The following is a 15,409-nucleotide window of genomic DNA, read 5'->3' on the forward strand; positions in this document are numbered from 1 at the left end:
GCCGGAGTTCACGCACAGAGTGACCTTTCCGTCACCCTCCGAATTCCGCGGCATTCCCGGCCCGCCTCCCGGGGCGGTCGGCGCACGCAAAAGCGGCGGGCCCGCGTCCGAGGACGCGGGCCCGCCGCCGAAGCCCGTTGAGCTCCGCCCAGGCGGTGTAGCGCTCCTCCGGGGTGGCGCCCTCGGGGCCGCAGGCCAGGATGTCGGCGGTCAGCGCCGCGTGGGCCGCGAAGAGGTCCTCGCGGATCGCGGCCCGGGCCATCGACGACCAGCGGTCGGTGCGGGGCAGTTCGATGATGCGGTCGAGCAGGTGCGAGATCTGCAGGCGGTCGCCCAGGTCGTAGTAGAGCTCGGCGACCTCGGCGACGTCCTTGCCGGAGCGGTCGGCGACCTCGGTGATGTCCAGGGTCGGGAAGACCGAGGAGAGGCCGGCGATCCGGGTGGCCAGTTCCTCCGGCACGCCGGCCGCGGCCAGTTCGCCGTGGACCGAGTCGAACCAGACCTGGTCCTCGCCGCGCAGCGGCTTGGGCAGCGAGCCCCAGACCTGGTTGACCCGGTCGTGGAAGAACGCGATGGTGCCGGCGATGTCGAGCGGCTGGCGGCGGTTGTTGAGCATCCACCGGGTGGCGCGCTCGACCAGGCGGCGCGAGTGCAGGCGCATCTTGGTCTGCACCCGGGCCGGGACCTGGTTGTCCAGGCCCGCGATCTCGCCCCAGATCTCCTCCAGGCCGAAGACGGCCCGCGCGGCGGTGTGCGTGCGGGCGATCTCCTCGTAGGTCGCGCCGGTCTCCTCCTTGAGCCGGAAGGCGAAGGTGCAGCCACCGCGGTTGATCGAGTCGTTGACGATCAGCGTGGTGATGATCTCGCGGCGCAGCGCGTGGTTGTCGATCGCGTCGGCGAACCGGGACCGCAGGGCGCTCGGGAAGTACCCGTGCAGCGTGGCGCGGAAGTACGGGTCGTCGGGCAGGTCGGTGGCGAGCAGCTCGTCGGCCAGGATGATCTTGGTGTAGGCGAGCAGGACGGACATCTCGGGCTGGGAGAGCCCGCGGCCGTTCTGCTGGCGCTCACGGATCTGCCGCTCGGTGGGCAGGAACTCCAGGCCGCGGTCGAGCCGGCCGGCGGCCTCGAACCGGTTGATCATCCGGGAGTGGACGTTGACCATGCTGTGCGCCTGGGCGACGGCGTTGGCCAGCACCACGTTCTGCGCGTAGTTGTTGCGCAGCACCAGGTGGCCGACCTCGTCGGTCATCTCGGCCAGCAGGGCGTTGCGCTGCTTGACCGTCATGTCGCCCTCGGCGACGACCTGGTTGAGCAGGATCTTGATGTTGACCTCGTGGTCCGAGGTGTCCACACCGGCGGAGTTGTCGATCGCGTCGGTGTTGATCCAGCCGCCGGTGCCCTCCGGGCCGCCGGAGGCCGCGTACTCGATGCGGCCCAGCTGGGTGCAGCCGAGGTTGCCGCCCTCGCCGATGACCCGGGCCCGGACCTGCTCGCCGTTGACGCGGATGGCGTCGTTGGACTTGTCGCCGACCTCGGCGTTGGTCTCGGTGGAGGACTTGACGTAGGTGCCGATGCCGCCGTTCCAGAACAGGTCGACGGGCGCCTGCAGGATCGCCTTCATCAGGTCGGCCGGGGTCAGCTTGGCCGCCTCGACGCCGAGGGCGGCCCGGACCTGCGGGGTCAGCTGGATCGCCTTCGCCGAGCGCGGGTACACCCCGCCGCCGGCCGAGATCAGCGACCGGTCGTAGTCGTCCCAGGAGCTGCGCGGCAGGTCGAAGAGGCGACGGCGCTCGGCGTACGAGGTGGCCGCGTCCGGGTTCGGATCGAGGAAGATGTGGCGGTGGTCGAAGGCGGCGACCAGGCGGATGTGCTCGCTGAGCAGCATGCCGTTGCCGAAGACGTCGCCGGACATGTCGCCGATGCCGATGACGGTGAAGTCCTCGGTCTGGGTGTCGACGCCGAGTTCGCGGAAGTTGCGCTTCACCGACTCCCAGGCGCCGCGGGCGGTGATGCCCATGCCCTTGTGGTCGTAGCCGGCCGAGCCGCCGGAGGCGAACGCGTCGCCCAGCCAGAAGCCGTACGACTCCGCGACGCCGTTGGCGATGTCGGAGAAGGTCGCGGTGCCCTTGTCGGCGGCGACGACCAGGTAGGTGTCGTCCTCGTCGTGGCGGACCACGTCGGCCGGGTGCACGACCTCGCCGCCGACCAGGTTGTCGGTGATGTCCAGCAGCGCCGAGATGAAGGTCTTGTACGAGGAGATGCCCTCGGCCAGCCAGGCGTCGCGGTCCACCGACGGGTCGGGCAGCTGCTTGGCGACGAAGCCGCCCTTGGCGCCGACCGGCACGATGACGGTGTTCTTGACCATCTGCGCCTTGACCAGGCCCAGGATCTCGGTGCGGAAGTCCTCGCGCCGGTCGGACCAGCGCAGGCCGCCGCGGGCGACCTTGCCGAAGCGCAGGTGCACGCCCTCGACCTGCGGCGAGTAGACCCAGATCTCGAACGCCGGACGCGGCGCCGGCAGGTCGGGGACCGCCTTCGGGTCGAACTTCATCGACACGTAGGAGTGCCACTCGCCGTCGCCGGCGCGCTGGAAGAAGTTGGTCCGCAGGGTGGCCTTGATGAGGTTCAGGAAGGACCGCAGGATGCGGTCCTCGTCCAGCGAGACGACCTCGTCGAGCGCGCCGGACAGCTCCTCCAGGATGCCCTCGGTCAGCTCCAGGGCGCCCGACCGGTGGCTCGGGCTCAGCCGGGCCTCGAACAGGTTGACCAGCAGGCGGGTGGTGTGGGTGTTGTTGCGGAGCGCGTCCTCCATGTAGTCCTGGGAGAACGTGGAGCCCGCCTGGCGCAGGTACTTGGCGTACGCGCGGAGCATCATCGCCTGGCGCCAGGTCAGTCCGGCGGTCAGCACCAGCTCGTTGAAGCCGTCGTTCTCGGCCTTGCCGGTCCAGGTGGCCGCGAAGGTGTCCTGGAAGCGCTCGCGGGCCTCGTCGGTGAGCTCGGTGGCCTCGCGCAGCTTCAGGCCGAAGTCGTACACCCACGCGGTGGTGCCGTCGGAGCGGCGCAGCGCGTACGGGTGCTCGTCCAGCACCTCGACGCCCAGGCGCTGGAGCACCGGCAGGACCTCGGTGAGCGAGATCGGGCCGCCGACCCGGTAGATCTTGAAGCGGCGGTCGTCGTGGCCGGCACCGACCGGCTGGTACAGGTTGAGGCGGAAGTCGCCCTCGCCGTGCAGCGCCTCGATCTGCTTGATGTCGGCGACGGCGGTGCGCGGCGGGAAGTCGGCGCGGTAGCCGTCGGGGAAGGCGTTGGCGTACTTGTGGCCGAGTTCGGCGGCCTTCTCCTCGCCCAGCTCCAGGTGCAGCTGGTCGTGGAAGCCGTCCATCCAGAACCGGGCGGCCTCGGCCAGGCGGTTCTCGATCCGCTCGATGTCGGTGTCGGTGAGCTTCGGCAGCGCGGTGCCCGGGGCGACCCGGACCACGAAGTGCAGGCGGGTCAGCACCGACTCGGTGGCGTACACCGTGTAGTCGATGGTGGCGCCGTTCAGCTCTTCCTTGAGGATGTCGGTGAGCAGCAGCCGGATGCGGGTGGTGTAGCGGTCGCGCGGCAGGTAGATGAACGCCGAGAAGTAGCGCCCGTACTCGTCCTGGCGCAGGAAGAGGCGCAGCTTACGGCGCTCCTGCAGGTAGAGCACGCTGGTGGCGATGGAGAGCAGTTCGGAGGCCGGGGTCTGGAAGATCTCGTCCCGGGGGAAGGTCTCCATGATCTGCAGGAGGTCGCGGCCGTCGTGGCTCTCGCTGGAGAAGCCGGACTCGTCCAGCACTTCCTGGACCTTGCGGCGCACGACCGGGATGCGGGTGACCGACTCGGTGTAGGCGGCCGAGGAGAACAGGCCGAGGAAGCGGCGCTCGCCGATCGGTTCGCCGGCGGCGTTGAACTTCTTGACGCCGACGTAGTCCAGGTAGGCCGGGCGGTGCACGGTGGAGCGGCTGTTGGCCTTGGTGAGGACGAGCAGCTTCTTCTCGTGGGCCTTGGCGCGCACCGGCGCGGAGAGGCGGCCGAAGGCCTCGCTGACCGAGTGGTGGCGGTCGTCGTGGCTGTGCGGGTCGGCGCGCAGGATGCCCAGGCCGGTCCCGGCGACGGCCTTGAGGACCTCCTCGCCCTCGTGCTCGACGAGGTCGTACTCGCGGTAGCCGAGGAAGGTGAAGTGGTCGTCGGCGAGCCAGCGCATCAGCTCCCAGGCCTCGCCGACCTCCTGCTCGGGCAGGCCGGTCGGGGGCTGCTCGGCCAGCTCGTCGGCCAGGCGCAGCGCGCTCTCGCGCATCTTGCCCCAGTCCTCGACGACCTCGCGGACGTCGCCGAGCACGCGGCGCAGGTTGGTCTCGATGGTGCGCAGGTCGTCGCGGTCGGTCTCGCGGTCGATCTCGATGTGCATCCACGACTCGACGGTCGCGTCGGCCGGCCACTCGGTGCCGGCGGCCTGGCTGCGGGAGCAGGCGTCGACGTCGAGGATCTCCAGCAGCTTGCCGGTGATGTCACGGCGGACGAGCAGCTGGGGGTGGATCACGAGGTGGATCGCGCGGTCCTGGCGGGAGAGCTCGTTGGTGACGGAGTCGACCAGGAAGGGCATGTCGTCGGTGACCACCTCGACCACCGTGTGGCCGCAGGACCAGCCGTTCTCCTCGACCGAGGGGGTGTGGACCCGCACCTCGGCAGTGCCCTGGGGGCGCTTGAGGCCCAGGCGGTAGTGGGAGGCTGCCGCGCCGTAGACGTCGACCGGGTCGAGGTCGACCAGGTCCTCGGGCGCGGTGTGGAGGTAGTAGTGGTGCAGGTACGCGGTCAGAGCACCGTTGCTCAGACCCTCCCCCGGCGCCGCTCCCCCCACCTGGCTGTTCTCAGCGGCTGCGGCTGCCTTCTTGAGCAGTTCGGCCTTGGCTGCGTCCAGCTTGGTCTGCATGACTTCTTGGCTCCTGTCGCGCGCCGTTGCGTGACTCGGTGGTGTGTGGATGTACACCGACGGGTCAGCCGCAATCCTGCCGCACCATCCGACTGAAAGGGGCTCATGGCACGCATGAAACGTCCTCCCAGTGGGTAGGACGTCTCGTTCGTCCTGCAAGCCACCCGACGACGCCTGCCAGCGTAACCGGATCAATCGAAGGTGGACAGGGACAGTGAGGCGCAAAGCTGAGGGATGTCGGGTCCGTCCTGGACAGCTTGTCCAAACCGGAGCCTCATATTCACCCTAGGTCCTCGCCATCAGCCCATGTGCGGGTATCGGTGCTGCGTGGGCGGCACGAAGGACTCCTTGATCGACCGGGCCGAGGTCCAGCGCAGGAGGTTCTGCGCCGCGCCGGCCTTGTCGTTGGTGCCGGAGGCCCGACCCCCGCCGAAGGGCTGCTGGCCGACGACGGCGCCGGTCGGCTTGTCGTTGACGTAGAAGTTGCCGGCCGCGAAGCGCAGCTCCTCGACGGCCTGGGCGATGGCGTAACGATCCTGCGCGATCACCGAACCGGTCAGGCCGTACGGGGCGCCGCGGTCGACCCGGTCGAGCACGTCGTCCCAGCGGGAGTCCTCGTACACGTGGACGGCGAGGATCGGGCCGAAGTACTCGGTGTGGAACATCTCGCCCCGGTGGTCGGAGGAGACCAGGACGGTCGGCCGGACGAACCAGCCGATCGCGTCGTCGTACTGGCCGCCCGCCGCCAGCTCCACCGTCGGATCGGCCTTGGCACGCTCGATGGCGTCCCGGTTCTTCTCGAACGCGCGCCGGTCGATCAGGGCGCCCATGAAGTTCGACAGGTCGGTCACGTCGCCCACCGCGAGCGCGTCCACCTCGGCCAGGAAGTCGTCCTTGATCCGCTGCCAGAGGCTGCGCGGCAGGTAGGCGCGGGAGAGCGCCGAGCACTTCTGGCCCTGGTACTCGAAGGCGCCGCGGATCAGCGCGGTCTTGAGGATCTCCGGATCGGCGGAGCGGTGGGCCAGCAGGAAGTCCTTGCCGCCGGTCTCGCCGACGATCCTCGGGTAGCTTCGGTATCCGCCGATGTTGGCGCCGATGGTCTGCCACAGGGACTGGAAGGTGGCGGTGGAGCCGGTGAAGTGCAGCCCGGCGAGCGCCGGGTCGGCCAGGGCGACCGGGGAGACCTGGAGGCCGTCGCCGGTCACCAGGTTGATCACGCCGGGCGGCAGGCCGGCCGCCTCCAGCAGCCGCATCAGGTGGTGGGCGGCCAGGGTCTGGGTCGGCGCGGGCTTCCAGACCACGGTGTTGCCCATCAGCGCGGGGGCGGTGGGCAGGTTGCCGGCGATCGCGGTGAAGTTGAACGGCGTGACCGCGTAGACGAAGCCCTCCAACGGGCGGTGGTCGGTGCGGTTCCACACGCCGGGCGAGGACAGCGGCTGGTCGGCCAGGATCTGCCGGGCGAAGTGGACGTTGAACCGCCAGAAGTCGATCAGCTCGCAGGCGGAGTCGATCTCGGCCTGCTGCGCGGTCTTGGACTGGCCGAGCATGGTCGCCGCGTTGAGCGTCTCCCGCCAGGGCCCGGCCAGCAGGTCGGCGGCGCGCAGGAAGACCGCCGCACGGTCGTCGAAGGACAGCGAGCGCCACTGCCGTCCGGCGGCCAGCGCCGCGTCCACCGCCGCGCGGGCGTCCTCCCGGGTGGCGTTGCCCAGCACGCCCAGCTTGGCCGCGTGGTGGTGCGGCTGGACGACCTCGGTCCGCTCGCCGCCCCCGAAGCGCTGCTCGCCGCCGATGGTCATCGGCAGCGGGACCGGCTCGGCCGACAGCTCGTCCAGCCGCCGCACCAGCCGGTCCCGCTCGGGGCTCCCGGGCGCGTACGCGTGCACCGGCTCGTTGACCGGGGTCGGCACCTCGGTGACTGCGTCGATGGGCATGGCGGCTCCGTCCTGCTGGCGGCTGGGCTGTCGGTCCAGCCTGACCAGCCACCGCCCGATCCGCCCGCTCAGACACGCGGACGGCGGACGTGGCGCCCGCCACTGCGGCGGCCCCGCCGGGCCGCCACCGGGCTGCCACCGGGCGGCGCCTGCGCCCCGCCCGGGCCCGGAAGCGCTCAGCCGGCGATCCGGCCCGCCAGCTCGACCGCCTCGGCCAGGGTGTCCACCACCGGGACGCCGACCGGCTCCAGCTTCTCCCGGGTGTGGGAGCCGCCGGTGTACAGCACCGCGTGGGCGCCCACGCTCAGCGCCGCCAGGGCGTCGTCCGCGGCGTCCCCGATGAGCACCGTACGGGCCGGGTCGACGTGCTCGCCGAGCGCGGCCAGGTGCCGGACCAGGTGCTCCGCCTTCTGCCCGCCGGCGGGGCCGCGGCGGCCGTCCACCCGCAGGAAGTCGCCGGCCAGGCCGAAGGTGTCGACCAGCGGCACCAGCTGCTCGTGCACGTACAGCGACAGCAGCGACTGGCTGTGCCCGGCCGCCCGCCACCCGGCGACCAGCTCGCGGGCGCCGTCGGTCAGCCCGCAGGCCGCGCTGAGCTCGCGGTAGCGGTCGTGGAAGGCGTCGTCCAGCTTCAGCCACTCCTCCGGGGAGGGCTGCCGGCCGAGCAGTCGCTGGTAGAACCGCGGGATCGGGATCTCGTACTGCTCCCGGTACTCCTGCAGGCTCATCGGCCCGACGCCGATGGTCGCGAAGGCGGCGTTGCTCGCCCCGAGCACCGCCTCCATGTCGTGGAAGAGAGTGCCGTTCCAATCCCAAACGATGTGAGTGCGCACGAGGGACAACGGTAACGCCGGGCACCGACACGCCGGTAGGGCGGAGCTCACGCACCCGCCGCCCGGGCGGGGCGCCCGCCGCGGCCGCTCACGCCAGCAGCGAGGGGATCTCCTGGGTGGCGAACCAGAGCAGGTCGTGGTCCTCGGCGCCGTCCACGGTGAACTGGGCGTCCTGGTCGCCGGTGTCGGCCGCGGCCACCGCGGCCACCGCCGCCGCGACGTCCGTGACCACCTCGCCGTCGGCCACGTCGGCGTGCACCGCGGCGGCCTTGGCCAGCCGCACCGGGCCGGCCAGCACCACCCGGCCGAGCGAGGCCTGGTCCTGGTACTCGTCGCCCGGGAAGGGCCGCACGGCGGTGTCGGCCACGTCCAGCGCCACCACGACCCGGCGGCGCGGGGCGTCCGGGTCGGCGGCCAGCAGCCTCAGGGAGGCCTGCGCGGCCCGGTTCAGCGCCGCGTACTCCAGCTCCTCGATGTCGTCGCTGACGTACCACTCGCGCAGCGCGGGCGTCACGGCGTACGCCGCCGACTCCTCCAGGGCGCCGCCCTCGTGGGCCGCCGCCAGACCGGTCAGGGTGGTGGGCACGTACACGCGCATCGGTGGCACTCTCCGGTTCGGTCCAGCGGGGTTCGTCCAGCGGCACAGATTCTCCAGCGCCCCAAGAATAAGCTCCGCCGGGCCGCCGTGATCACCTCCGGTCCGGCTTTCCGGCCGTTCACCGGGCGGCCCGCAGCGCCTCCCGACCGGTCCGCAGGGCGCTCTCCAGGACGGCACCGCGGCGGGCCGGGTCCATCATGTTCGGGCCCATCACCGCGAGGTCCGCCAGGGTCGGCGCGAGCAGCCGCACCCGGACGCCCTCGGCCCGCAGCAGCGCGGCCTCGCGCATCAGCTGGCGGGTGACGGCCCGGCGGTAGCGGCTGACCAGCTGCGCCAGCACGCCGCGCGGGCGGTCCCGTTCGCGCCACTCGCGCAGGGCGGCCAGGGTGTCGCGCCCGCGCCCGGCCGGGCCGGACCGCTCGGGCCGGTCGGCGCGCCCGGGCCGCGGGTCCAGCCGCAGGGCCATCGGGGCGAGCACGTACACCTCGTCCAGGCCGCGGCCGAGCATCAGGTCGGCGTTGGTGGCCGACCAGCAGCCGCCGTCCACGTACGCCGAGCCGTCCAGGCGCACCGGCGCGAACCAGCCGGGGATCGCGCAGGAGGCCATCACGGCGTCCGCGACCGCGACCGCCGGGGCGTCCGGATCACCGAAGACCACCCGGCGGCCGTTGCGGTAGTCCACGGCGGCCACCCGCAGCGGTGAGCCCGGCGCCGCGGTGTCCGCGGGGTCGCAGCCGGCGTCCGCCGCCGGGGTCTGCCAGCCGCCCGCGCCGTGCAGGCCGCGCACCAGCTCGCCCACCGGCTCCAGCGAGCCGCGGCCGTGCGGCGCCATCGCCGAGACCATGGTCAGCAGCGGGTAGTCGCGCGGGTGCCGGACGGCGTCGCGCAGCAGGCCGGGCGAGCCGATGCCGGCCCGGGGCCGCAGCGGCAGCCCGCCGCCGACGGCGGTGTCGTAGTCGAAGACCACCCCGGCCAGCGGGCCGTCGGTGATCGGCAGGCCGCGCTGGTGGTCGCGCAGCTCCTCGGGCCGGACTCCGCCCGCCAGCAGCGCGGCCAGGATCGCGCCCGCCGAGGTGCCGAGCAGGACGTCGGCGCCGCCCGGCTGATGCCCGGTGGCCTCCTCGACGGCGCACAGCGCGCCGACCGTCCAGGCCGCGCCGAGCATCCCGCCGCCGCCCAGCACCAGGCCGCGCCGGGGCGCGCCCCCGGCGGGCGGGGCGGTGCCCTCGGCCGCGGGGACCGGAACCGCTGCTGCTACCCGTGTCGTCATGCCGACCGCCCGTCGTCGTGGGGGCGGCTGCTCCGCTCCCCGCGGTACCCGGTCAGGCTCCGATGGTGCGCGCGGATGCGGCACGGCGCAATGCGGGCGGCCGCCCGCCGACCACCCGGTCCGCCCAGCCGGAACGTCCCCTTTCGGACCGTACGGCCCGTCCCCGCACGTCAACCGGGCGCCCCACGGACACCGCGCGAAGCCGCCGCCGCACTGGCCGCCTCACCCGGATAGGTGAAATCCCGATCGCGCCCCGACCGCGCCGCAAACACCTTGCCGCTTCCCGGCGGGCGCCCCCAGCCTGGACCCGTCCGTACCCGCACCACCCAGTCGAGGAGCCGCCGTGACCGCCCACCTCACCGCCCGCCCGCACCGCCGCCCGCACACCCCTGACACCGGCGCCTGCGACCCGGCCGGGCGCCGCCCGCGCCACCCCCGCGCCGCCTGTCCCGGCGCGGACCCGGCCGCCGGCCAGGGCCGTCGCGGCCAGGACCCGCGGAGCCACGACCCCCGGGCCCTGGCCGCCCGGTTCGCCCACCAGCTGGTCGAGGTGCTCACCGGCGCGCGGCCCTCCGGCCAGCTGATGCGGCACACCAGCCTGGACGGCTACGGGCAGCTGGCCTCGCTGGTCCGGGCCGGTGCGCTCCGCCGCGGCGGCGTCGCCGACCGGCCCCGGCTCGGCCCGGTGCACGACCGCTCGCCCTCGCCCGACGCGGTGGAGGCCTGCGTACGGGTCGACCTCGGCCGCCGGCACCACATGGTGGCCTTCCGCCTGGAACAGCGCGGCCCGGCCGGGCAGTGGCAGTGCACCGCCGTGGAGGCCCGGTGAGAGGGCCGGCGCCACGCGGTGGCCCGGTGAGCGGCCGGCGCCACGCGGTGGCCCGGGGAACGGCGCAGGGCGCCGCCCCGGTCCGGGTACGGCGCCCTGCGCGGCGTCCTGCGGCCTGCTCAGGCCTTGCGGCGGCGGCCCTTGGCCGACTTCGCGGCCTTGCGGCGCTCGGCGCGGGTCATCCCGTCGCCCTCGTCCTCCGGCGCGAGGTCCTCGAAGTCGCCCTCGACGACACCGCCGCCGACCTCGTCCGAGGGGGCCGTGTAGTGCAGCCGCTGCGGCTTCGGCGCCTCCAGGCCCTTGGCCTTGATCTCCGGGCGGGCGGCGTCCTTCTCCAGCTTGTCGAGCACCACCTGGGCGTCCTCGACCGGGACCTCCTCGACCTGCTGCTCGACCTGGACCTCCAGGTTGAACAGGTAGCCGACGGACTCCTCCTTGATGCCCTCCATCATCGCGGTGAACATGTCGAAGCCCTCGCGCTGGTACTCGACCAGCGGGTCGCGCTGCGCCATGGCCCGCAGGCCGATGCCCTCCTGGAGGTAGTCCATCTCGTAGAGGTGCTCGCGCCAGCGGCGGTCCAGCACCGACAGCACGACCCGGCGCTCCAGCTCGCGCATGATCTCCGCGCCGAGCTGGTCCTCCCGGGCGCCGTACTGCGCCTGGATGTCCTCCTGGAGCACCTTGGTCAGGAACTCGGGGGTCAGTGCGGCCCGGCCGCCGGCCTCCTCCTCCAGCTCCTCCAGGTCCAGGGTGAGCGGGTAGAGCTGCTTGAGCGCGGTCCAGAGCTTGTCCAGGTCCCAGTCGTCCTCGAAGCCCTCACCGGTGGCCGCCTTGACGTAGGCCTCGACGGTGTCGTCCATGAAGTGGCCGACCTGCTCCTGCAGGTCCTCGCCCTCCAGCACGCGGCGGCGCTCGCCGTAGATGACCTCGCGCTGGCGGTTGAGCACTTCGTCGTACTTCAGGACGTTCTTGCGGATCTCGAAGTTCTGCTGCTCGACCTGGGTCTGCGCGGAGGCGATCGCCCGGGTGACCATCTTGGACTCGATCGGCACGTCCTCGGGCACGTTCGCCATCGAGAGCACGCGCTCCACCATGCCGGCCTTGAACAGCCGCATCAGGTCGTCGCCCAGCGACAGGTAGAAGCGGGACTCGCCCGGGTCGCCCTGACGGCCGGAGCGGCCGCGCAGCTGGTTGTCGATCCGGCGGGACTCGTGCCGCTCGGTGCCGAGGACGTAGAGGCCGCCGGCCTCCTTGACCTCGTCCTGCTCGGCCTTGACCGAGGCCTTGGCCTTCTCCAGCGCGGCCGGGAAGGCGGCCTCGTACTCCTCCGGGGTGTCCGTCGGCGTCAGTCCGCGCTGCGCCAGCTCGGCGGCGGCCAGGTGGTCGGCGTTGCCGCCCAGCATGATGTCGGTGCCGCGGCCGGCCATGTTGGTGGCGACGGTGACGGCGCCCTTGCGGCCGGCCTGCGCGACGATCTGCGCCTCGCGCTCGTGGTGCTTGGCGTTCAGCACCTCGTGCGGGATGCCGCGCTTGCGCAGCTCCTGGGACAGGTACTCGGACTTCTCGACCGACACGGTGCCGACCAGCACCGGCTGGCCCTTCTCGTGCTTCTCGGCGATGTCCTCGACCACGGCGGCGAACTTGGCCGGCTCCGACTTGTAGATCAGGTCGGGCTGGTCGATGCGCAGCGGGGTCTTGTTGGTCGGGATCGGGACGACACCGAGCTTGTAGATCTGGTGGAACTCGGCGGCCTCGGTGGTGCCGGTACCCGTCATGCCCGCGAGCTTGCCGTACAGGCGGAAGAAGTTCTGCAGGGTGATGGTGGCCAGCGTCTGGTTCTCGTTCTGGACCTCCACCCCCTCCTTCGCCTCGATCGCCTGGTGCATGCCCTCGTTGTAGCGGCGGCCGGCCAGGATGCGGCCGGTGTGCTCGTCGACGATCATGACCTCGCCGTTCATGACGACGTAGTCCTTGTCCGCCTTGTACAGCTCCTTCGCCTTGATGGCGTTGTTCAGGAAGCCGACGAGCGGGGTGTTCACCGACTCGTAGAGGTTGTCGATGCCGAGGTAGTCCTCGACCCGGGTGACGCCCTCCTCCAGGATGCCGACGGTGCGCTTCTTCTCGTCGACCTCGTAGTCGCGGTCGATCTTGAGGCGCTGCACCAGCTTGGCGAAGTCGGCGTACCACTTGGTCGCCTGGTCGGCCGGGCCGGAGATGATCAGCGGCGTACGGGCCTCGTCGATGAGGATCGAGTCGACCTCGTCGACGACCGCGAAGTTGTGGCCGCGCTGGACGAGTTCGTCCTTCGACCAGGCCATGTTGTCGCGCAGGTAGTCGAAGCCGAACTCGTTGTTGGTGCCGTACGTGATGTCCATCGCGTACTGGCGCTTGCGCTCGGCGGGCGTCATGTTGCCCAGGATCACGCCGACTTCGAGGCCGAGGAAGCGGTGCACCCGGCCCATCCACTCCGAGTCGCGCTCGGCGAGGTAGTCGTTGACGGTGATCAGGTGGACGCCCTTGCCGGTCAGCGCGTTGAGGTACGCAGGCAGGGTGCCGACGAGGGTCTTGCCCTCACCGGTGCGCATCTCGGCGACGTACCCGAGGTGCAGGGCCGCGCCGCCCATCAGCTGGACGTCGTAGTGCCGCTGGCCGAGCACGCGCTTGGCGGCCTCGCGGACGGTGGCGAACGCCTCGGGGAGGATGTCGTCCAGGGTCTCGCCGTCCGCGAGTCGCTGCTTGTACTCGTCGGTCAGTGCGCGCAGCTCGGCGTCGGTGAGGTTGACGAAGTCCTCTTCGATGGAGTTGACCTGGGCAGCAATCCGCTGCAGCTTGCGAAGGATCTTGCCCTCGCCTGCGCGCAGGATCTTGTCGAAGACGGACACTTGAGCGGGCTCCTTGCCTGTATTGGCACTGGACGACTGCACGACGGGTTCACCCCACCGCACGGGCCATCGTATGCGAGGAGTCCAATGCCCCGGGAGGTGCGTCAGCACGGTATTCCCGTGTCACCCGCGCGGGCACATGGCCCGATAGTGCCCCCACCGGGACAAAACGGTCGGTCGGTCGAGGAGTTGGCTCCGTATTCGGATGCCCGCCCTCCCCCCGCCGCGGAATAATCCGCGCATGGCACAGCCTCGCACCGAATCCGTCACCCTCACCACCGACCGCCTGGTCCTGCGCGCCCCGCGGGAATCCGACGTCGACGCCGTGTTCGCCGCCTGCCAGGACGCGGAGATCCAGCGCTGGACGGTCGTGCCCTCGCCGTACCGGCGGGAGGACGCGGAGTTCTTCGTGCGCGACCTCGCCCCCGAGGGCTGGCGCACCGGCGGGAACCGGATCTGGTGCGTGTTCGAGCGCGGGTCCGGCGCCCTGGTCGGCTCGCAGGGCCTCGTCCTGCGCCCGCACGACCCCGGCTGCGCCGAAGTCGGCTGGTGGGCGGCGAAGGAGTTCCGCGGCCGCGGCTACACCGTCGAGGCGGCCCGCGCCGTCGCCCGCTACGGCCTGCGCGACCTCGGCCTGCGCCGCCTGGAGTGGCACGCCTACGTCGGCAACGACGGCTCCCGCGCCGTCGCCGAGAAGGTCGGTTTCCGTTTCGAGGGCACCCTGCGCTCGTACGCCGAGCAGCGCGGCGTCTTCCACGACGCCTGGGTCGCCTCGCTGCTGGCCTCCGACCCGGCCTGAGCACCGCCGGACCCGGCCCGGGGCCGGTGTCGGTGCCCCGGGCTACGCTCGCCGCCATGACCGCCGCAGCCGCCCACCGCAGCCCCGTCACCGTCCTGAGCGCCGACGACGCCCGTCGGATGGCCCTGCGGGCCCAAGGCCTGCTGGGCGCGCCCGACCGCCGCGCCGGGGTGCGCGGGGTCCTGCGGCACCTGGGCGCCGTCCAGCTGGACACCATCTCGGTGCTCGCCCGCTCGCACGAGCTGGTGCCGTACGCCCGCCTCGGCGCGGTCGGCCGCCCCGCCGTCGAAGCGGCGTACTGGGGCGGGGGCACCAGCTTCGAGTACTGGTCGCACGCGGCGTGCATCCTGCCGGTCGAGGAGTGGCCGCTGTTCGCCTTCCGGCGCCGCCGCTACCGCGCCCGCGGCCACCTCTGGGGCCACCAGGTCACCCCCGAGGCCTACCGGCTGGTGCTGGACAAGCTGCGCGCCGAGGGGCCGTTGACCTCCACCGAGCTGGGCGGCGCCAAGAAGACCGCCGAGTGGTGGGACTGGTCCGACGCCAAGATCGCGGTCGAGCGGGCGCTGGCCTTCGGCGACGTGGTCTGCACCGAGCGCCGCGGCTGGAAGCGCGTCTACGCCCTGGCCGAACAGGCCATCCCGGACGCCCTGTTCGGTCAGGACCGGTCGGACGAGGAGTGCGTGCGCACCCTGGTCGCCCAGGCCGGCGCCGCGCTCGGCGTCGCCACCCGGGCCGATCTGCTGGACTACCACCGGCTGCGCGCCGAGGAGTTGGACCCGGTGCTCGCGGACTGCGGGCTCGTCCCGGTCGAGGTGGCCGGCTGGGGCCCGGACGGCACCGCGGCCCCCGCCTGGGCCGATCCGGCCGCCCTCGCCACCACCCCGCGCGGGCGCCACCGCACCACGCTGCTCTCGCCGTTCGACTCGCTGGTCTGGGACCGCGCCCGCACCGAGCGGATCTTCGACATGGCGCACCGGCTGGAGGCGTACACCCCCAAGCACAAGCGGGTGCACGGCTACTTCGCGATGCCGCTGCTGGCCGGCGGCCGGCTGGTGGGCCGGGTCGACCCGGCCCGCGAGGGGCGCACCCTGGTCGCCCGGCAGGTCTCGCTGACCGGTGGCCGCGGACGGGACGCCCGGCACGTCGAGGCACTGGCGACGGCCCTGCGCGAGGCGGCCGCCTGGGTCGGCTGCGACACCGTGCGGGTCGGGGCGCTGCACGACGAGCGACTGCGACCGGCCCTGGAGAAGCTGCTGGCGGACGACTGAGCCGCCCCCGCCGACCCGACCCGACCCTGTCTCTTATACACATCT

9 protein-coding genes are annotated in these 15,409 nt (G+C 72.4%); 3 read left to right on the forward strand and 6 right to left on the reverse strand.

What is annotated here, in order from left to right; translation table 11 throughout:
• Window positions 1-31: 31 nt before the first annotated feature.
• The 5 genes from IF30_RS0126355 to IF30_RS50330 form a co-directional block, all read right to left on the reverse strand.
• Entirely contained in the window at window positions 32-4,954 is a 4,923-nt protein-coding gene (locus tag IF30_RS0126355) for an NAD-glutamate dehydrogenase (protein WP_078891704.1), read from the reverse strand.
• Between the two features lie 299 nt (window positions 4,955-5,253).
• The gene (gene pruA, locus IF30_RS0126360) at window positions 5,254-6,879 is read right to left on the reverse strand and encodes an L-glutamate gamma-semialdehyde dehydrogenase (protein WP_030243035.1); all 1,626 of its coding nucleotides are present in this window, start codon (window positions 6,877-6,879) and stop codon (window positions 5,254-5,256) included.
• 182 nt (window positions 6,880-7,061) lie between these two features.
• Window positions 7,062-7,718, reverse strand: a complete 657-nt coding sequence (locus IF30_RS0126365) for an HAD family hydrolase (RefSeq protein ID WP_030243037.1) — start codon at window positions 7,716-7,718, stop codon at window positions 7,062-7,064.
• A gap of 88 nt (window positions 7,719-7,806) precedes the next feature.
• Window positions 7,807-8,316, reverse strand: a complete 510-nt coding sequence (locus tag IF30_RS0126370) for a DUF6912 family protein (RefSeq protein WP_030243039.1) — start codon at window positions 8,314-8,316, stop codon at window positions 7,807-7,809.
• Window positions 8,317-8,434: 118 nt separating this feature from the next.
• Window positions 8,435-9,586, reverse strand: a complete 1,152-nt coding sequence (locus IF30_RS50330) for a patatin-like phospholipase family protein (RefSeq protein ID WP_051711181.1) — start codon at window positions 9,584-9,586, stop codon at window positions 8,435-8,437.
• 343 nt (window positions 9,587-9,929) lie between these two features.
• On the opposite strand from IF30_RS50330, the gene IF30_RS42035 reads away from it, so the two are divergent.
• On the forward strand, window positions 9,930-10,415 hold the full coding sequence (locus IF30_RS42035; protein WP_051711184.1) for an Rv3235 family protein: 486 nt from the start codon (window positions 9,930-9,932) through the stop codon (window positions 10,413-10,415).
• 119 nt (window positions 10,416-10,534) lie between these two features.
• On the opposite strand, the gene secA is transcribed toward IF30_RS42035, so the two are convergent.
• The gene (gene secA, locus IF30_RS0126385; protein ID WP_030243043.1) at window positions 10,535-13,297 is read right to left on the reverse strand and encodes a preprotein translocase subunit SecA; all 2,763 of its coding nucleotides are present in this window, start codon (window positions 13,295-13,297) and stop codon (window positions 10,535-10,537) included.
• Between the two features lie 241 nt (window positions 13,298-13,538).
• On the opposite strand from secA, the gene IF30_RS0126390 reads away from it, so the two are divergent.
• Together IF30_RS0126390 and IF30_RS0126395 are read left to right on the forward strand one after the other, a co-directional pair.
• Complete coding sequence (locus tag IF30_RS0126390) at window positions 13,539-14,096, forward strand: GNAT family N-acetyltransferase (RefSeq protein ID WP_030243045.1); 558 nt, start codon at window positions 13,539-13,541, stop codon at window positions 14,094-14,096.
• 56 nt (window positions 14,097-14,152) lie between these two features.
• Window positions 14,153-15,364, forward strand: coding sequence for a winged helix-turn-helix domain-containing protein (locus IF30_RS0126395; protein WP_030243047.1), 1,212 nt, complete (start codon window positions 14,153-14,155; stop codon window positions 15,362-15,364).
• The last annotated feature ends 45 nt before the right edge of the window (window positions 15,365-15,409 follow it).

It is taken from the genome of Streptomyces sp. NRRL S-350 (genome assembly GCF_000719705.1).
Classification (GTDB): domain Bacteria; phylum Actinomycetota; class Actinomycetes; order Streptomycetales; family Streptomycetaceae; genus Kitasatospora.

Bases quoted from the DNA above. Each gene is read 5' to 3' on its own strand.
- IF30_RS0126355 (WP_078891704.1), bottom strand. From the start codon at position 4,954: ATGCAGACCAAGCTGGACGCAGCCAAGGCCGAACTGCTCAAGAAGGCA.
- IF30_RS0126370 (WP_030243039.1), bottom strand. From the start codon at position 8,316: ATGCGCGTGTACGTGCCCACCACCCTGACCGGTCTGGCGGCGGCCCAC.
- IF30_RS50330 (WP_051711181.1), bottom strand. From the start codon at position 9,586: ATGACGACACGGGTAGCAGCAGCGGTTCCGGTCCCCGCGGCCGAGGGC.
- IF30_RS0126390 (WP_030243045.1), top strand. From the start codon at position 13,539: ATGGCACAGCCTCGCACCGAATCCGTCACCCTCACCACCGACCGCCTG.
- IF30_RS0126395 (WP_030243047.1), top strand. From the start codon at position 14,153: ATGACCGCCGCAGCCGCCCACCGCAGCCCCGTCACCGTCCTGAGCGCC.